Origin of the sequence: Camelimonas fluminis (assembly GCF_014656355.1) — a bacterium.
GTDB lineage: Bacteria > Pseudomonadota > Alphaproteobacteria > Rhizobiales > Beijerinckiaceae > Camelimonas > Camelimonas fluminis.
Genome location: NZ_BNCG01000011.1, coordinates 1 through 18,004 on the forward strand (window position 1 = coordinate 1; position 18,004 = coordinate 18,004).

At 65.3% G+C, this 18,004-nt stretch carries 18 protein-coding genes and 1 tRNA gene; 15 read left to right on the top strand and 4 right to left on the bottom strand.

Going from position 1 to position 18,004, the window contains the following annotated elements:
• The first annotated feature begins 92 nt into the window (after positions 1–92).
• From IE243_RS12880 to IE243_RS12895, 4 genes are all read left to right on the top strand, one after another.
• Positions 93–1,247, top strand: coding sequence for a sensor histidine kinase (locus IE243_RS12880; RefSeq protein ID WP_191319805.1), 1,155 nt, complete (start codon positions 93–95; stop codon positions 1,245–1,247).
• Positions 1,248–1,550: 303 nt separating this feature from the next.
• The gene (locus tag IE243_RS12885) at positions 1,551–1,820 is read left to right on the top strand and encodes a hypothetical protein (RefSeq protein WP_191319806.1); all 270 of its coding nucleotides are present in this window, start codon (positions 1,551–1,553) and stop codon (positions 1,818–1,820) included.
• A gap of 10 nt (positions 1,821–1,830) precedes the next feature.
• Positions 1,831–3,153, top strand: coding sequence for an acetamidase/formamidase family protein (locus tag IE243_RS12890; RefSeq protein WP_191319807.1), 1,323 nt, complete (start codon positions 1,831–1,833; stop codon positions 3,151–3,153).
• Positions 3,154–3,261: 108 nt separating this feature from the next.
• A complete protein-coding gene (locus tag IE243_RS12895) occupies positions 3,262–3,957 on the top strand; it encodes a VIT1/CCC1 transporter family protein (protein WP_191319808.1) in 696 nt (231 codons plus the stop codon).
• 232 nt (positions 3,958–4,189) lie between these two features.
• Here IE243_RS12895 and IE243_RS12900 read toward each other — a convergent pair.
• A tRNA-Leu gene (locus tag IE243_RS12900) sits at positions 4,190–4,276 on the bottom strand.
• A 311-nt stretch (positions 4,277–4,587) separates the two neighbouring features.
• Entirely contained in the window at positions 4,588–4,911 is a 324-nt protein-coding gene (locus IE243_RS12905; RefSeq protein ID WP_191319809.1) for a DUF1476 domain-containing protein, read from the bottom strand.
• Between the two features lie 422 nt (positions 4,912–5,333).
• Between IE243_RS12905 and purC the strand changes: the two genes are divergently transcribed.
• The 10 genes from purC to grxD all read left to right on the top strand — a co-directional run bounded on the left by purC (position 5,334) and on the right by grxD (position 14,527).
• Positions 5,334–6,131 (top strand): phosphoribosylaminoimidazolesuccinocarboxamide synthase, encoded by a 798-nt coding sequence (gene purC, locus IE243_RS12910; RefSeq protein ID WP_191319810.1) that lies wholly within the window; start codon positions 5,334–5,336, stop codon positions 6,129–6,131.
• 285 nt (positions 6,132–6,416) lie between these two features.
• The gene (locus IE243_RS12915; protein WP_191319811.1) at positions 6,417–6,998 is read left to right on the top strand and encodes a YqaA family protein; all 582 of its coding nucleotides are present in this window, start codon (positions 6,417–6,419) and stop codon (positions 6,996–6,998) included.
• Positions 6,999–7,008: 10 nt separating this feature from the next.
• Complete coding sequence (locus tag IE243_RS12920; RefSeq protein WP_191319812.1) at positions 7,009–7,542, top strand: disulfide bond formation protein B; 534 nt, start codon at positions 7,009–7,011, stop codon at positions 7,540–7,542.
• Complete coding sequence (locus IE243_RS12925; protein WP_244643142.1) at positions 7,539–8,903, top strand: multidrug effflux MFS transporter; 1,365 nt, start codon at positions 7,539–7,541, stop codon at positions 8,901–8,903. The genes IE243_RS12920 and IE243_RS12925 overlap by 4 nt, the downstream gene beginning before the upstream one ends.
• Before the next feature lie 479 nt (positions 8,904–9,382).
• On the top strand, positions 9,383–9,625 hold the full coding sequence (purS, locus tag IE243_RS12930; RefSeq protein ID WP_132001518.1) for a phosphoribosylformylglycinamidine synthase subunit PurS: 243 nt from the start codon (positions 9,383–9,385) through the stop codon (positions 9,623–9,625).
• A gap of 15 nt (positions 9,626–9,640) precedes the next feature.
• The gene (gene lipP1, locus IE243_RS12935) at positions 9,641–10,603 is read left to right on the top strand and encodes a LipP1 family hormone-sensitive lipase (protein WP_191319813.1); all 963 of its coding nucleotides are present in this window, start codon (positions 9,641–9,643) and stop codon (positions 10,601–10,603) included.
• Positions 10,600–11,295, top strand: a complete 696-nt coding sequence (purQ, locus tag IE243_RS12940; protein ID WP_191319814.1) for a phosphoribosylformylglycinamidine synthase subunit PurQ — start codon at positions 10,600–10,602, stop codon at positions 11,293–11,295. Before lipP1 ends, purQ begins: the two co-directional genes overlap by 4 nt.
• 53 nt (positions 11,296–11,348) lie before the next feature.
• A complete protein-coding gene (purL, locus tag IE243_RS12945) occupies positions 11,349–13,568 on the top strand; it encodes a phosphoribosylformylglycinamidine synthase subunit PurL (protein WP_191319815.1) in 2,220 nt (739 codons plus the stop codon).
• A 147-nt stretch (positions 13,569–13,715) separates the two neighbouring features.
• Positions 13,716–13,955, top strand: coding sequence for a BolA family protein (locus IE243_RS12950; RefSeq protein ID WP_191319816.1), 240 nt, complete (start codon positions 13,716–13,718; stop codon positions 13,953–13,955).
• Positions 13,956–14,191: 236 nt separating this feature from the next.
• Complete coding sequence (gene grxD / locus IE243_RS12955; RefSeq protein WP_191319817.1) at positions 14,192–14,527, top strand: Grx4 family monothiol glutaredoxin; 336 nt, start codon at positions 14,192–14,194, stop codon at positions 14,525–14,527.
• 137 nt (positions 14,528–14,664) lie between these two features.
• Here the strand turns inward: grxD and IE243_RS12960 are convergent, their stop codons facing one another.
• Together IE243_RS12960 and tlpA are read right to left on the bottom strand one after the other, a co-directional pair.
• Positions 14,665–15,639 carry an MBL fold metallo-hydrolase gene (locus tag IE243_RS12960; RefSeq protein ID WP_191319818.1) on the bottom strand — a complete coding sequence of 325 codons (975 nt, stop codon included), beginning with the start codon at positions 15,637–15,639 and terminating at the stop codon, positions 14,665–14,667.
• A 176-nt stretch (positions 15,640–15,815) separates the two neighbouring features.
• A complete protein-coding gene (gene tlpA, locus IE243_RS12965; protein ID WP_244643143.1) occupies positions 15,816–16,454 on the bottom strand; it encodes a thiol:disulfide interchange protein TlpA in 639 nt (212 codons plus the stop codon).
• A 27-nt stretch (positions 16,455–16,481) separates the two neighbouring features.
• Between tlpA and argH the strand changes: the two genes are divergently transcribed.
• Positions 16,482–17,882, top strand: coding sequence for an argininosuccinate lyase (gene argH, locus IE243_RS12970; RefSeq protein ID WP_191319820.1), 1,401 nt, complete (start codon positions 16,482–16,484; stop codon positions 17,880–17,882).
• The last annotated feature ends 122 nt before the right edge of the window (positions 17,883–18,004 follow it).

Sequence of the window (18,004 nt, forward strand, 5' to 3'; positions counted from 1 at the left end):
ACATCGACAGCCTCCTGCCGTGGAGCCATCAACGCAAGGTGTGAGCGGCACAGCGCTTACTGTTAACTCACACGGCTGATGGTCATGTCGCTTTGACGCAGCGACTCAGCGATCCACGCTTCGCGCAGCCTGGTGCCGGCTATTATTGGCAGGTGAGCGGTCGCGATGGCGTCGTGCTGCAATCGGCGTCCCTCGAACCGCAACAGCATTTTCCGCCCCCGGCGCCAGGTGCGGATCGGGAGCTTATCCGCTCGATCGAAGCCGGCCCGACCGGGGGGCCGATGATCGCATACGAGCGACCATGGGACACCGCTGCAAGCGGCTACGTGCTTCAGATCGGAGCCGACCAACGTATCGTCGATGATGTGCTGACGCATTTCAATCGGGCGCTGATCCTGTCGCTCGGCACGCTGGCGTTCGCCCTGATCGGGGCCGGTGCATTACAGGCTTGGTTTGGCCTGCGTCCCATGCGCCGCCTGCGCGATGCATTGAGCGACATTCGCGTGGGCAAGGCAGAAACCCTGCCCGGCGACTTTCCGTCCGAGGTTCGGCCGCTGGTCGACGATCTCAACGCTCTGATCGATGCCAATACCCAAATGGTCCGCCGCGCGCGTACGCAGGCGGGCAACCTTGCGCATGGCCTCAAGACGCCCCTTGCGGTGCTCACAGACGAAGTGCGCCGGCTGCTCGCGAGAGGCGATACGGAGAGCGCCGCGGTCCTGACCCAGCAGACAGGGCTAATGCAACGTCAGATCGATTTCCAGCTTGCCCGCGCCCGCGCCGCCGCCAATGCCGGTCTGCCCGGCGTCATCACACCGGTCGAACCCGCCTTTGCCTCGATCGTTGCGGCGATGCGGCGGCTATATGCGGATCGTGCGCTTACAATCACTCATTCGGCTGAGTCGGGCCTCGTGACCGCCGTCGATCCCAACGACCTCGATGAGGTGGTCGCCAATCTGGTCGACAATGCCTGCAAGTGGGCACTTAGCACTGTCACGATCACGGCCACACGCGAGGCGTCAGCGGGACAACTTCTTGTCACAATCGTCGATGACGGACCCGGCATCCCCCCCGACGCACTTAGCCGCGCTTTCGCGCCCGGAGAGCGCCTCGACGAAGCCAAGCCGGGCAGCGGGCTCGGCCTTGCGATCGTCCGTGATCTCGCCACGCTACATGGTGGCGCCATTGAGCTGTCCAATGGCAGCAACGGTGGCCTCCACGCGACATTGCGTCTTCCCGCCGCCTGACAAATGGACAAGAACATCGAACATGCGCCGAAGCACTCCGTTCCGAAGGGCGAACTGATGCCACGGGGTCGTCAACGCATGCGGGCCTGCGAGAATGTCTTTCAGTGTCTGAAAGACAGTCGCCACGCATCGGCCTGCTGGGTGCGGCGCTTATTCTCGCCGCTATGTCAGGAACGGTCCAGTTCAGCTCGGCGGTGAGATATGATTGCTGCGAGCCACCACATTGATCCAGAGCAATGTGTAAATACAAAGATCGATCAGGTTGGAGCTGAAATCTGATAGTATCGGAGTCCCGTCCTGACGATGCGCAGTCTGGAATTCGCAGTTCGTCCCAGATTGCTTGCCGTCTTCGGCGCATCGGCGAGCGAAGGCACTGTCGGCCCGATGATGCCACCGGCAAAACTCAACACGGGCTTTGCGCATATGGTGGCCGCACCGCTTCTGTTGCAATCCGGCGCGATTGCGACCGCACTGATCGCAGGAAAACAGATGGTGGCTATTTTAAATGAAGCAAACGTTGTCGATGCGCCTACGATCCGACTTCTCGGAGCTGGCATAAAAGAAGGCAAATGAGGAGAATATCATGACTGATAATTCCGGCCTGTCGAATGCACCGATGCGCAGTGTGGTTGTCGATGGCTTCACCAACAGCGTGCTGGACCCTGCCGCACCAATGCTTGGCCCCGTGGAGAACGGTGGAACGATTATCGCCAACACTGCACCGGGCTGCTGGGGTCCAATGATCACGCCTCGTTTGCGTGGCGGTCACGAAGTAACCCAGCCGGTTTACGTCGCTGGCGCCGAACCCGGTGATGGGATTGCAATTCGAATCCGCGATATTACCGTCACGTCTACAGCGACGGCGTCGGGCCACGATTCCTCGCCCGCCGGTTTCTGTCTCGGCGATCCCTACGTCGCTGCGCGGTGTCCGGTCTGCGACGAGATCTGGCCGGAAACACATATTGAAGGCATTGGGCAGGATGCGGTGAAGTGCAATCGCTGCGGCAAGGCGGTGAAGCCGTTCGAGATCGTCCATGGCTACACGGTCGTCTTCGATGACACCCGCCACGTCGGCGTGACCGTGTCACGGGATGCCGCCGAGAAAATCGCACGAAACGCCAAGCACTTTGCAGCGCTGCCCGACAAATCCGTGCAGCATTCGATTTTGACCTTCGCCCCTTCGGATATGGTCGGCGTCATGGTACGAATGCGACCGTTCCTCGGTCAGCTCGGAACGACCCCCTCTCATGCCATCCCGGATTCCCACAATGCCGGTGATTTCGGCGCATTCCTGGTCGGGGCGCCGCATGCCTACGCCATGACGGCCGAGCAGCTTGCCGAGCACAAGACCGACGGCCACATGGACATTGACGCCGTGCGCCCTGGTGCCATCCTGATCGCGCCCGTCAAGGTCAAGGGGGCGGGCGTCTATATGGGGGACATGCACGCCGCCCAGGGTGATGGCGAGATCGCCGGGCACACCATGGACGTGGCCGGCAGCGTGACGCTGCAAGTCGAGGTGGTGAAGAACTATCCGATCGATGGACCGGTCCTGTTTCCTCTGCTGGAAGACTTGCCGCTCCTGGCGCGTCCCTTCGATGCGCAGGAGCGGGCGCGGGCGGAGCGCCTGGCAAGGACGTGGGGCATGGATGAAGTCGAGGCGCTCGCGCCGATCTCGGTGGTCGGGACAGCCGCCAACATGAACGCCGCCATCGACAACGGCCTGGAGCGAGCCGCCAAATTGCTTGGGATGACGGTTCCGGAGGTCCGCAACAGGGCCACAGTGAACGGCGCGATCGAAATCGGTCGTGCACCAGGCGTCATCCAGGTGACGTTCCTTGCGCCGCTGAGCAAGCTCGACGCTGTTGGACTTGGTGACTACGCGCGGGAGCAGTATAATTTATAGATCGCTCCATCGGTCCTGCGCCGGCTGACGCATCATCAAATGAAATCGCGGGTTCGTTGGGACAGGCTCTGATTCAGAGCCTGTCGTTCGCTTTCTGGAGCATTGTCGATGCGCGCCTTACACAAGGAAAATCATCTTATCGAGCGTATTGGCTGGCTTCGCGCTGCGGTGCTAGGGGCCAATGACGGTCTAATCTCGACGTCGAGCCTTATCGTCGGCGTAGCGGCCGCATCCACGACCTCTCACGAGATTCTCGTGGCAGGTGTTGCAGGGCTGGTAGCCGGAGCAATGTCGATGGCGGCTGGCGAATATGTGTCGGTCAGCTCCCAGGCCGACACGGAAGAAGCCGATATGGCCCGGGAAAAGCATGAGTTGGCCACCCAGCCGGAAGCAGAGTTGGCCGAACTCGCCGCGATCTATGAGCAGCGCGGTGTGGCGCCGGATCTTGCACGCCAGGTCGCCGAGCAGATGATGGCGAAGGATGCGTTCGAAGCGCACGCCCGCGACGAACTCGGATTGGCCAGCCATGTGATGGCAAGGCCTGTCCAGGCGGCCTTCACATCGGCGGTGACCTTCGCCACGGGTGCTGCCTTGCCGCTGATCGTTGCGCTGATCGCGCCGGCTGGAACGGCCGCCTGGGCGGTATCTGTCGCTTGTCTGATTGGGCTCGCAGCGCTGGGATCGGTCGGCGCGCTCGCCGGCGGTGCGAGTGTCTGGAAGCCGACGATCCGGGTGGTGTTCTGGGGCGCCGTCGCCATGGCATCGACGGCTGTCATCGGCTCTCTTATTGGTCGGGCGATTTGATCGTGAATCGCCTGCCGCTCGACACGCCGATGCTGTAGGATGGCCTTCATCTGGAACCAGGCTTTCCGTTCGATAAACGATAGGCGCCTGCTTGAGTTCATTGCGACCCAATTTTTGCTTCTGAGCATGTCCGCTTACGAAGGCGGGACGACGAGTGTTCGCATGTCCATTCTGAATAGTGGATGTTTTGGCGCACCCGACACGATCGCTCAGTGAGTCATCGGGAAAAGATTGGTGCGGGCGGTCGGACTCGAACCGACATATCCGTGAAGATGGTGGATTTTGAATCCACTGCGTCTACCAGTTCCGCCACGCCCGCACATTGCCGCCGATTCTAGCCTAGGCTCTCAGCTCCTATGCTGCACCTAGCGCCAATTCGACGGTTTGACCACTCTTCGCTCCTGCCTCGCCAGCCCCTTGAAAATACGACACTTTCAACTCGCCGCGATTTTCTGTGGATTGATAGACAAACCCCTTTTTGAGTCGAGCGCGTCTACCAATTCCACCACAGGGGCGTTGGGCGCGGATCATACCGACGCGCCATCTCAGGTCAACGCCCTGGTGGGGCGGTCTCCCGGCTCTGTCCACTGCCAAGCGTCGTGCGCCGTCGCCTGGCGGGGCGCCAGCGCGTCAGGAACCGGCCTGCACCTCTTCCACAGCCGCCGCCAGCAGGCGCTCCATGGTCTCACGGATCTCCGTCTCGCTGGTGGTCACGCCGCCAGCAGCAAGGTCGCCGCTCACCTTGCGGAACACGTCCTCCTCGCCGGCCTCCTCAAAGTCCGCCAGAATCACCGACCTGGCGTAATCGGCCGCCTCCTGGCCTGATTTGCCCAGCTTGCCGGCGGCCCATTCGCCCAACAGGCGGTTCCGACGCGCCATCGCCTTGAAACGCAGATCTTCATCAAGAACAAATTTGCGCTCAAAGGCTTCTTCGCGCTTGCTAAAGGACGTCATGTAGAGAGCCCCGATTGGTGTTTCACACAAATTGAGCCTTTTATGTAGGAAGCGCGCCCAACGTTTGCCAGTGCCGCCCGGCGAAAGGCCGGCCTGCCCTCCCGGGGCCGCCTCCCATGACCTGCTTTCCGGCTCCGCCTCCCAGGGCGACGCCTCAGCCGCCATCCTTGATATTCCGCAACGGCGCCCCAAATAGGTGATCGTAAAAACTGTATGCAAACCAGATATTTCTGGACAATGCCTTGAAATAGCCGGAAGTGTCTGCCTTGAGCTCACCGGCAGGACAATGCGCCCGGCCAGCGCGTTAACTCACTCATTGTGCTTCCGCCCCCAATCGGCTAGGTTGCCCCGGCGGGTCGGATACCCAGAAAGCCCGCTGGCCGCGGACTTCATCCCTTCTCAAGGAGCGACGGCGGTCCCCTATGGATTTTCTTAAGACACGGTATACGCCGATGAATCGTCGCCGTCGTATTTACGAAGGCAAGGCGAAGGTCCTCTATGAGGGTCCTGAACCTGGAACGCTTATCCAGCATTTCAAGGATGACGCCACAGCCTTCAACGCCAAAAAACATGAGGTGATTGACGGCAAGGGCGTGCTGAACAATCGCATCTCGGAATATATATTCCAGAACCTCAACGACATCGGCGTCCCGACCCACTTCATCAGGCGGCTCAACATGCGTGAGCAGCTGATCCGTGAGGTCGAGATCATTCCGCTCGAAGTCGTGGTGCGTAATGTTGCGGCAGGCTCCCTTGCCAAGCGCCTTGGCCTTGAGGAAGGCACCCAGCTGCCACGCTCGATCATCGAGTTCTATTACAAGAACGATGCGCTCGATGATCCGATGGTCTCCGAGGAGCACATCACGGCGTTCGGCTGGGCCAATCCTCAGGAAATCGACGACATCATGGCCCTGGCCATCCGCGTCAACGACTTCCTGTCCGGCCTGTTCCTCGGCGCCGGCATCCGCCTGATCGACTTCAAGATGGAGACGGGCCGGATCTGGGAAGGCGACATGATGCGCATCGTCGTCGCTGACGAGATCTCGCCGGACTCCTGCCGTCTGTGGGACGTCAAGTCCGCCGACAAGCTCGACAAGGACCGGTTCCGCCGCGATATGGGCGGGCTGGTTGAGGCCTATCAGGAAGTGGCGCGTCGCCTTGGCATCCTCGGCGAGTCCGAGAACGCCCTGGCTGGCGGCCCGCGCCTGGTCCAGCCCTGAAGCTTTCGTGAGGATTGGGGGGACTTCGCCCCAATCTGAACAGAAATAGCGTTGAAACGGGTCCGGTTCGCCGGGCCCGTTTTGCGTTTGGGGACGGAAAACGCCGGACGTGGCGCCGCGCCGGACCATGGCCGTCATTCATCATCCGGAAACCACGCGCTGGCACAGTGGATGGGCCGGGAATCGCAGTAAAAACCGGGGCCATGCAAAAAACGCCGGGCCAGATATCCGCGATCTCCAACAGGGCATTAGACCTCCGGCCAGCTGCTCAATAAGAAGGGCTCCATGTTCAAACGGCTCTATGACTGGACCCTGAGCCTGGCCAACCGGCCAGGGGCAACCTGGGCGCTGGCCCTCGTGGCTTTCGCCGAGAGCTCGTTCTTTCCGATTCCGCCCGACGTCATGCTGGCCCCCATGGCCCTAGCGCGTCCGCGCAAGGCCTGGTTCTACGCCTTTGTCTGCACCGTCGCCTCGGTGTCCGGCGCCCTCCTCGGCTATGCAATCGGCTACCTGCTGTTCGATTCCCTTGGTCAGTGGGTCATCAATTTCTACGGCATGCAGGACGGCGTGGCGAAGTTCCGCGAATCCTACGCCGAGTATGGCCACTGGATCATCCTGCTGAAGGGCCTGACGCCGATCCCCTTCAAGCTTGTGACCATCATGTCCGGCTTCGCCGAATACAATCTGCTGTGGTTCGTGGTCCTGTGCATCATCACCCGCGGCCTGCGCTTCGCGCTGGTCGCAGGCGCCATGCGGCTTTTCGCCGAGCCGATCCGCCGCCTCATGGACCGCCACGCCGGCGTCATCGGCTTCGCCATCGTTTTCTTCATCATCGCCGGCTTCGCCGCCGCCAAGTTCCTGGTCTGAGGAGGCCGTCATGCTGGCCCGCATGTCCATATCCCGATGCGCGGCCCTCATCGTCATGGCGGTCGCCCTGGCGGTCATCGCCACCTTCCTCTTCTTCGAGCACATCCTCGGCTACCTGCCTTGCCCGCTTTGCCTGCAGCAACGCCTGCCCTGGTATTTCGGCGCGCCGCTGGCGGCGCTGATCGCCGCTACGCCGGAGCCGCAGAAACGGCTTCGCGGCGTCGGCCTGCTGCTGCTCGCGCTCGTGTTCCTCATCAGCGCCGGGCTCGGGGCCTATCACGCCGGCGTGGAGTGGAAATTCTGGCCCGGCCCTCCGGGTTGCAGCGGCCAGGGCTCGCCGACGGACGCCGCCAACCTGTTGAACCAGTTGCAGTCAATCCGGATTGTCAGCTGCACCGACGCGGCCTGGCGCCTGTTCGGCCTGTCGATGGCTGGCTGGAACGTCCTGGTCTCGCTGGCTCTGACAGCAGTCGCCGGCGCCGGCGCCATGCGCGTCGCCCAGAGCCCTGGCGGGCGCCGCCATGCGCCGGAGACCGCGCCGTGAAGCTGCGCCTGCGGGCCCCCGTCTCCCAGGATCCGGACGCCCGGATGAGCGAGATGCGCACGGCCGTGATCGGCGCGCTCGTCGTCATGCTCGGCCCGATCAGCATGTCGCTGTACACGCCGGCCATGCCGGCGATGGTGCACGCCTTCGACACCACGCCGGCGGCAATCAAGCTCACCCTCACCGTCTATTTCGTCGGCTTCGCCCTGGCCCAGCTGGTTTGCGGCCCCATGTCCGACGCCTATGGCCGCCGGCCGGTCGGCATCAGCTTTTTCACCATTTATCTCGCTGGCAGCGTGATCGCGGCGGCGGCGCCTTCCCTGTCCTGGCTGCTGGCCGGCCGCATTCTTCAGGGCATTGGCGCGGCGGCGGGCATTTCCATGTCCCGCGCCATGGTGCGCGACCAGTACAGCGGCCAGCAGGCGGCCCGCATCCTCAACCTCATCGGGGTGATGCTGGCCATCGGCCCGGCGGTGTCGCCGACGCTTGGCGGCGTCATCCTGTCGACCATCGGCTGGCAGGCGATCTTCTTCGTCATGGTGCTCTATGGCTCGATCGCCATCTGGCTGATCGCTTTCGTCGCGCCCGAAACCAACCGCAACCGCGACCGGGCGCTGGCAAAGCCCGCCGCCGTGCTCGCCAGCTACCGCACCCTGTTCGCCAACCGCACCTTCGTCGCCACGTCGCTGCTCATCGCCATGTCGCCAGGCGGCCTCTACACCCTGGCGGCGATTCTGCCCTTCGTCATGATCGAGAAGGTGGGGTTGACGCCGACGCAGTTCGGCATGGGCATGCTGGCCCAGACCGGATCATTCATGACCGGCGCGGCTCTGGCCGGCGTGCTGCTCCGCCGCATGGACGCCACCCGCCTCGTGCCGATCGGCCTGTCGCTGGTGGCGCTGTCCGGCCTCGGCTTCTGCATCGGCCTGCGCATCTGGCCGCCCTCGTTCATCTCGGTGATGGCCCCCACCGCGCTCTGGGCCTTTGGCAACGCCTTCATCATGCCAGGGGCGACCACGGCCGCGCTCGCGCCGTTCCCGCGCATCGCCGGCGCCGCCTCGGCCGTCACCGGCTTCATGCAGATCGGCGGCGGCCTTGCCGGCACGGCGGTGGCGGCGCTGCTGTTCCACGAGCCATTCAATTCGCTGCGGGTCATCATGCCCGTGATGTCGGTGATCGCCATCTGCAGCTACGCTTGGCTGGTCTGGCGCGGCGGCGGCCTCGTCACCACGACGCCGACCGGCGAACCGCCGCGCAAGACGGAAATCGCGCCCGCCCGCACCGCCAGCGCGCGCCCGGACGACGCTGGCGATAATCACGGCGACGCCAACGACGGCCATGCCCGCAAGACGCTGCGTTGACGTCTGGCGCGCCACGTCGCGCCGGCGAACGTCTTGCGCCAGGAAGCAGGGCAAAGCTCTGGCCCGCCTGAACGGATATGGTTCCGGGGCGCCAGGAGCGCTGACCGGGAAGGTTGGCCCGGAACGCTGATTCTGGAGCGGTCCGTACAACCAGACGCGTTTTGTCTGGCCGGAAACTGGTCGGAGGGCGCCCTGGCGCGGCTTCGGCCCCCAATCCAGCGCCCTGCGGCGATCGGACAAGCCTGTGTTTCCGCTGTGCGATTGCCTGAACGGGCAAGAACGGCTAAGCCCCCCTTGAGCCATTTGGAAATTCGTCGGCCGTGAGCCAGCGCGGTTTTTCGGGCCCGGGACAAAGATCGCCGCCGGCATTTGTGACGCCAGGCAACGTCTTCGACCTGGCGGACGCGAAAACAACCGCTGGATTCAACCGCCCGACATTTCCAGACGGGCTCCCATACACCAGAGAGTGCGGAGCATCCATGAAGGCCCGAGTCACCGTAACCCTCAAAACCGGCGTGCTCGACCCGCAAGGGAAAGCAATCGAAGGCGCGCTTTCGTCGCTCGGCGTTGAAGGCGTCACTGGCGTCCGCCAGGGCAAGGTCTTTGACATTGAACTCGCCCACACCCAACCTGAAGCGGCGCAAGCGGCCCTGAAGGATGCGTGCGAGCGTCTTCTCGCGAACACCGTCATCGAGAACTACAGGGTCGAGATTCTCTCCTGACGCTGGAGCAAGGCGATGCTGGACCCTGACGCCCGGACCGTCCTCGACCTGATGAAGGCCGCCGGACGGCCCGCCATGACGGCGCTGTCGCCCCTTGAGGCGCGCGAGGCCTACCGCAGCTCGCGGCGGGCCCTGGGTCCTGACGCGCCTGACGTGGCGCTGGTCGAGAACTTTTCCGCGCCAGGTCCTAGCGGCGTTGTTCCGCTGCGTTACTATCGCCCGGCCGGCCCGGACGAGCTCGCCCCCCTGCCCTGTCTCATCTATTTCCACGGCGGCGGCTGGGTCATCGGCGATCTGGAAACCCATGACTATGTCTGCCGCCGGTTGGCCAACGCCGCCGGCTGCGCCGTGGTCGCGGTGGACTACCGGCTGGCGCCGGAGCATGTCTTCCCCGCCGCGGTGGACGATTGCGCCGCCGCCGTGCGCTTCGTCGTCGACAACGCCCGCCGCCTGCATGTCGACCCTGCGCGCATCGCTGTGGGCGGCGACAGCGCCGGCGGCAACCTGGCGGCGGTGATGGCGTTGATGGCCCGCGACGGCGACCTGCCGCCGCTGGTCTACCAGTTGCTGATCTATCCGGCGGTGGACATGCGCGACGCCTGGCCGTCGTATGCGATGAACCTGGACGGCTTTCCCCTCACCGGCGAAACCATGCGCTGGTTCATCGACCACTACGGCGTGTCCCGGCAGGACCGCGCCGACTGGCGCGCCTCGCCGCTGCACGCGCCCTCCCACGCCGGCCTCGCTCCGGCCTTCATTCTCACCGCTGGCCACGATCCGCTGGCGGATGAGGGCGCCGCCTACGCCCGCGCCCTTGAGAAAGCCGGCGTAAGGGCCACCTATCTGCATATGAGCGACCAGATGCATGGCTTCATCACCATGTCGAAGGTCGTGAGGGTGGCGGAAGCCGCCCTCGACATCATGGGCGGCGCGCTCAGCCGGGCCCTCGCCCCCCAACCGTCACGGGACGCATCATGAAAGCCGCCGTCGTCACTTTCCCTGGCTCCAACCGTGAGCGCGACATCGCCCGGGCGCTGAAGCACGCCTCCGGCGTCGCGCCCGCCATGGTCTGGCACGCTGAAACCGACCTGCCCGCCGGCACGGATCTGGTGGTCCTGCCCGGCGGCTTCAGCTACGGCGACTATCTGCGCTGCGGCGCCATCGCCGCCCGCTCCAACATCATGGCCGCGGTGCAGGCGCACGCGGCGCGCGGCGGCCTCGTGCTCGGCGTCTGCAACGGCTTCCAGATCCTGTGCGAGGCGCAGTTGCTGCCGGGCGTGCTGATGCGCAACGATCGCCTGCGCTTCATGTGCAAGCGCCAGAACCTTCGCGTCGAACGCACCGACACCGCCTTCACCCACCGTTATGCGCAAGGCCAGGTCATCGACGTCTGCATCGCCCACGGCGAGGGCAACTGGACTGCGGACGCCGACGCGGTGGCGCGCATCGAGGACAAAGGCCTGGTGGCCTTCCGCTACTGCGACGCCAACGGCGTGGTCTCGCCGGAAACCAATTGCAACGGCTCGGTCAATTCGATCGCCGGCATCTATTCGGAGAAGCGCAACGTGCTCGGCATGATGCCGCATCCGGAAAACCTGATCGACGCGCTGGTGGGCGGAACCGACGGGCGCGGCCTGTTCGAGAGCCTCGCCTCCCGCATGGCTGCGTGAACGCGCCACCGAACCCGGCCCGCCGCCCCCACTGACAGAGCACTGACCGACCGATGACCGCCACTGCCCCCAGGATCACCCCGGAACTCGTCGCCGAACACGGCCTGAAGCCCGATGAATACGCGCGCTTCCTTGAGCTGATCGGCCGCGAGCCGACCATCACCGAGCTTGGCATCGTCTCGGCCATGTGGAACGAGCACTGCTCGTACAAATCCTCGCGCCTGCACCTGAAGGGCCTGCCGACCAGCGCCCCCTGGGTGATCCAGGGGCCGGGCGAGAACGCCGGCGTCATCGACATCGGCGACGGCGACGCCATCGCCTTCAAGATGGAGAGCCACAACCACCCGTCCTACATCGAGCCCTACCAGGGCGCGACCACGGGCGTCGGCGGCATCCTGCGCGACGTGTTCACCATGGGCGCCCGGCCGATCGCGGCCCTGAACGCCCTGCGCTTCGGTTCGCCGGATCATCCGAAGACCCGCCACCTGGTCTCCGGCGTCGTCGCCGGCATCGGCGGCTACGGCAATTCGTTCGGCGTGCCGACGGTCGGCGGCTCGGTCGGCTTCCACACCCGCTATGACGGCAACATCCTCGTCAACGCCATGGCTGTCGGCCTGGCCAAGACCGACGGCATTTTCTATGCGGCCGCCGCCGGCGTCGGCAATCCGATCGTCTATCTCGGCTCCAAGACCGGCCGCGACGGCATCCACGGCGCCACCATGGCCTCGGCCGAGTTCGACGCCAATTCGGACGAGAAGCGCCCCACGGTGCAGGTCGGCGACCCCTTCGCCGAGAAGCTGCTGCTGGAAGCCTGCCTGGAGCTGATGCAGACCGATTCGGTCATCGCCATCCAGGACATGGGCGCCGCCGGCCTCACCTGCTCCGCCGTGGAAATGGGCGCCAAGGGCAATCTTGGCGTCGAGTTGATCCTCGACAACGTGCCGTGCCGCGAAGAGGGCATGAGCGCCTATGAGATGATGCTCTCGGAGAGCCAGGAGCGCATGCTCATGGTGCTGAAGCCCGAGAAGCGCGAAGAGGCCGAGGCGATCTTCCGCAAATGGGGCCTCGACTTCGCCGTCGTCGGCTACACCACCGACACCCTGCGCTTCGTGGTCAAGCATCACGGCGAGACCGTCGCCGACCTGCCGATCAAGGAACTGGGCGACGAGGCGCCGCTGTACGACCGCCCGCACATCTCCAACGCCTTCCAGCCGACCATCGACCCCGCCTCCGTGGCCGCTCCGGTGGACAACGCCACGGCGCTCGCCCGCCTGCTGGCGACGCCGGACATGTGCTCGAAGCGCTGGGTGTGGGAGCAGTACGACCACCTGATCCTCGGCAACACGGTGCAGAAGCCCGGCGGTGACGCCGCCATCGTCCGCATTGAGGACGGCCCCAAGGGCGTCGCTCTCACGACAGACGTGACGCCGCGCTATTGCGAGGCCGACCCGGTGCAGGGCGGCCGCCAGGCCGTGGCCGAAGCATGGCGCAACATCACCGCAGTCGGCGGCCTGCCGCTGGCCATCACCGATAACCTGAACTTCGGCAACCCGGAAAAGCCCGACGTCATGGGCCAGTTCGTCGGCTGCCTGAAGGGCATTGGCGAGGCCTGCCTGGCGCTGGATTTCCCGGTCGTCTCCGGCAACGTCTCGCTCTACAACGAAACCCAGGGCCGCTCGATCCTGCCGACCCCGACCATCGGCGGCGTTGGCCTGCTCGACGACGTCACCCTGCACGCCACCGTGGCGCTGCGCCAGGCCGGCGACGTGCTGGCGGTGATCGGCGACACCACCGGGTGGATCGGCCAGTCCGTTTATCTGCGCGACATCTGCGGTCGTGAGGAAGGCGCGCCGCCGCCGGTCGATCTGGCGGTCGAGCGCCGCAACGGCGACTTCGTGCGCGGCCTGATCCGTTCCGGCAAGGTGACGACGGTGCACGACTGCTCCGACGGCGGCCTCGCCGTGGCGGTGGCGGAAATGGCCATGGCCGGCGACATCGGCGTCTCGTTTGATACGCTGCCCGCCGACATTCCGGCCCACGCCTTCCTGTTCGGCGAGGACCAGGCCCGTTACGTCATCGCCGCCGACGCCGCGACCATCGACGCTGTGGCGGCCGAGGCGAAAGCGGCCGGCGTTCCGTTCCGCAAGCTCGGCGTGGCCGGCGGCGACGCCGTCAACATCCCGGGCGAGACGCCGGCAAAGGTCGCCGACCTGCGCAACGGTCACGACAACTGGCTGCCAAATTACATGGCCGGCGAAATCGATCATCCCTGATATCCGGAACCTGCGCCCCTCCCCGGCCGGGCGCAGCGTTGCCGGAAATCATTCCGCATTCTGGATTCACGCGTTTTGGGTTCACGCGTTTTCTTGACGCAAAGTGGGGTTCACTTTGCTGGAAAACGCTTCCAGGAGACATGCGCCATGGCCATGCAGGCCCGTGAAATTGAAGAGATGATCCGCAAGGCGCTGCCGGACGCCATCGTCCGCATCCAGGATCTGGCCGGCGACGGCGACCACTACGCCGCCACGGTGATTTCGGAGGCGTTTCGCGGCAAGAGCCGCGTCGCCCAGCATCAGATGGTCTACGCCGCCCTGCAGGGCAACATGGGCGGCGTGCTACACGCCCTGGCCCTGACCACGGTGACGCCGACGCAGGACTGAGGCGCAGGACTGATGTTGCCGGGGCCGGCGAAATGCACGCCCCGCGCTTGTCTTCCTGGCCCGCGTCCCACACATGAGGGGAGAGCCCGCCGGCGATGTTCCGTCGGGGACAAACGCCCTATAATGCGGACGAAACGGGCCGTGACAGCATAGCTGGCGCCGTCCGGCATGGATCACACGGACCAGGACGCGGCGGCGGGCAACCCGCCCGGCCAGGCCATACCAGGAAACGTGAGATGACCGACATCAACGCCCAGATCGACAACACCGTGAAGTCCAACGACGTCGTGCTGTTCATGAAAGGCACGCCGGATTTCCCGCAGTGCGGCTTCTCCGGCCAAGTCGCCCAGATCCTCGGCTACCTCGGCGTGGCCTACAAGGGCGTCAACGTGCTGGCCGACGACGCCGTGCGCGAGGGCATCAAGGTTTACAGCAACTGGCCGACCATTCCGCAGCTCTACGTCAAGGGTGAGTTCATCGGCGGCTGCGACATCGTCCGCGAGATGTTCCAGGCCGGCGAGTTGCAGGAACTGTTCAACGGCAAGGGCATCGCGGTGAAGCAGGAGGCGTGAGGCCTGCCTGACGCGAACAGGCGGACGGCGGCGAAGCCGCCCGCCCACCGCCGACATGACGCAAACTGCATGCGACGCCCGCGCCCTGCGCGGGCGTTTTGCTTTGCGCGCCTCATCCGCGGGACGCGGCGGGCGTCTCAGAACCTGAAGACATCGCCTGGCTTCGCCGCCACGAAGCGCTCCGCGTCGACTCCCTCGCGCCGCAGCGCCTCCTCCAGCGCCTCGCGCGGCCGCTCGCGCCCCTCGTCGGTCAGCTGGAACGTGCCCCAGTGCATGCCCAGCGCCCGCCGTGCGCCGATATCCCGGAACACCTGCACGGCCTCGTCCGGGTTCACATGCTGCGGAGCCATGAACCAGCGCGGTTCATAGGCGCCGATCGGGATCAGCGCCACGTCGGGCGCGCCGAACGCCGCGCGGATGTCGCGAAAGACGCCGCCATCGCCATAGCCGGTATCGCCGGCGAACCAGATGCGCCCCGCCGGCGTATCGATCATGAAGCCGCTCCACAGCGCCTTGCGCGTGTCGCGCAAGGCCCGCCGCGACCAGTGATTGGCGGGCGTGAAGCGGGTCGCGACGCCTCGCGGCAACGCCACCGCATCGCCCCAGTCGCCAGTCAGCACCCGTGCGCCGGGCGCAACCTTCTGCAACAGGCGCTCGTTGCCAACGGGCGTGACAAACGTTGGCTGATGGCGCTCCTGCAGGCGGCGCAACGTCTGTGCATCGAAATGATCGTAATGATTGTGACTGACCAGCACGGCGTCGATGCGCGGCAGATCATCAAAGCAAACCGCCGGGACGGTGACGCGCCTTGGCCCCAGCAGCGACAGCGGTCCGGCGCGCGCGCCCCAAACCGGATCGGTGAGAATGTTGCTGCCGCCCGCCTGGATCAGCAGCGTGGCGTGGCCGACCATGGTGATGCAGACGCCATCCGCATCGGGCTCCGGCGCAACCTGGGTCACGGCCACCTGTCGCGGCCATTTCTCCCGCTGACCGGAGCGCCACCAGCGCCACAGATCGGCAAACTTCCTGTCCGTCGACGGATGCCCCGGATTGGAGAACCGCCGGCCGTCGAAATGGTCTGTGACCGGGCCGTGGTGGTAATTTCTGGGCATCAGCCTGTGTTCCCGCACCCGGCGCGACCGTGACAGGCGCGACGGTCGCCAGCCGCAGCTCCCAACAGCGAATTTTCCATGCGAAACAAAAATAACCCGTTGAAAACCCTGTCGATATCCAACACCTGTTCGCCTGACGGGACCCTGGAGAACCACATTACCGGGCACGGCTCGCCCTATCCGCCAACCGCCCCCTTCACCAACGCCTTCGCATCGTCCGAGTGCCACTCGGCCGCACCGTCGAGCTGGCCGACCAGGCAGCCGTCGCGGTTGACCAGCAGCGTCACCGGCAGGCCGGAGGCGCGGCCGGCGCCGCGCAGGGCCTGAAAAATCTTGCCGGGCGTATCGGCGTAATAGGCCAGATGGTCGATCTTGTTGTCCTTCAGCCATTCGCGCGGCTTGCCGGCGTCGCGGCTGTCCATGTTGATGGCCAGCACCTCGAAGTCCTTGCCGCCCATCGCGCCTTGCAGGGCGTTGAGGGCCGGCATTTCCAGCTTGCACGGCGCGCACCAGGTGGCCCACAGGTTGAGCAGCGTCACCTTGCCCTTGAAGTCGGCCATGGTCTTCACCGCGCCGGCGCCGTCCACGAATGTGAATTCCGGCAGCTTCTCCGGCCGTGACAGAATGCGCATGCCGGCCATGTCGCCCTTCGCGAGGCCCGCCAGCGGCGCCATGTCCCGGGCCGGGCATTGCCCGCCAGGGCCACCAGAAACATTGCGATCTTGCGCAAGCCAATATACCCCTGCGCCCAGGAGCGCGACGGCGAGAACGGCGACAGCCGCGATACGCGGGGCGCGCGATTTGTTATCTGACACGTTCATGAATCCAGGATCGGGCGGACAATGAGCAACAAGATGTGGGGCGGCCGGTTCTCTTCCGCGCCAGCCGCTATCATGGAAGAGATCAACGCCTCGATCGAGTTCGACAAGAGGCTCGGCCCCCAGGACGTGCGCGGCTCGTTGGCGCATGTGGCCATGCTGGCCGAGGCCGGCATCGTCGAAAAGCCTGACGCGGCAAAGATCGCCGAGGGCCTGCGCCAGATCGCCGGCGAGATCGAAAACGGCGCATTCCAGTTCTCCCGCGCGCTGGAAGACATCCACATGAACGTGGAGTCGCGCCTCGCCGACCTGATCGGCCCCACCGCCGGTCGCCTGCACACCGCCCGCTCGCGCAACGACCAGGTCGCCACCGACATGCGCCTGTGGGTGCGCGACGCGGTTGACGATCTCGATGGCCAGCTCGCCGCCCTGCAACACGCCCTGGCGACCCGGGCGCTGGAGTTCGCCGGCGCGGTGATGCCCGGCTTCACCCATCTGCAATCGGCCCAGCCGGTCACCTTCGGCCACCATCTGCTGGCCTATGTGGAGATGTTCGGTCGCGACCGCAGCCGCTTCGTCGACGCCCGCCGCCGCATGAACGAGTGCCCGCTGGGCGCAGCTGCGCTGGCCGGCACCTCCTTCCCCATCGACCGTCACCAGACGGCGGCGGCGCTGGGCTTCGACCGGCCCACCGCCAATTCGCTGGATTCGGTGTCTGACCGCGATTTCGTGCTGGAGACCCTGTCAGGCGCCGCCATCTGCGCCGTGCACCTGTCGCGCTTCGCTGAGGAGATCGTGCTGTGGGCGACGCCGCAGTTCGGTTTCGTGCGCCTGTCGGACGCCTTCTCCACCGGCTCATCGATCATGCCGCAGAAGCGCAATCCGGACGCGGCCGAGCTGGTGCGCGGCAAGGCCGGGCGCGTCATCGGCGCGCTGAACGGCCTGCTGATCGTCATGAAGGGCCTGCCGCTGACCTATTCCAAGGACATGCAGGAAGACAAGGAAGGCGCCTTCGACGCCATCCAGACCCTGTCCCTGTGCCTCGCCGCCATGACCGGGATGGTGCAGGACCTGACGCCGAACCTGCCGGCGATGCGCAAGGCCGCCGGCAGCGGCTACGCCACCGCCACCGATCTGGCCGACTGGCTGGTGCGGGTGCTCGGCCTGCCGTTCCGCGAGGCGCACCATGTCACTGGCCGCATCGTCGGCCTCGCCTCGGAGAGGGGCGTGGGGCTGGAGAAGCTGTCGCTGGAAGCGATGCAATCGGTCGAGCCGCGCATCACCCAGGAAATCTTCACCGTTCTGGGCGTGGAAAAATCCGTGCGCAGCCGCGTCAGCTTCGGCGGCACGGCGCCGGCCAATGTGCGCCGCGAGGCGCGCCGCTGGCTGCGCAAGCTGGAGCGCAACGACAGGGCTGGCGCCTGAACGCGCCGCCCCTGAGGGGTTTCCGGTAAGCCCGGTTTGCTGGAAACGCGCTATTTTTCTGATGTGGCGCATTTTCTTTACGAAGCGTGCGTCCACTCTTCTCAAAAATTCGCGCGTGTCAA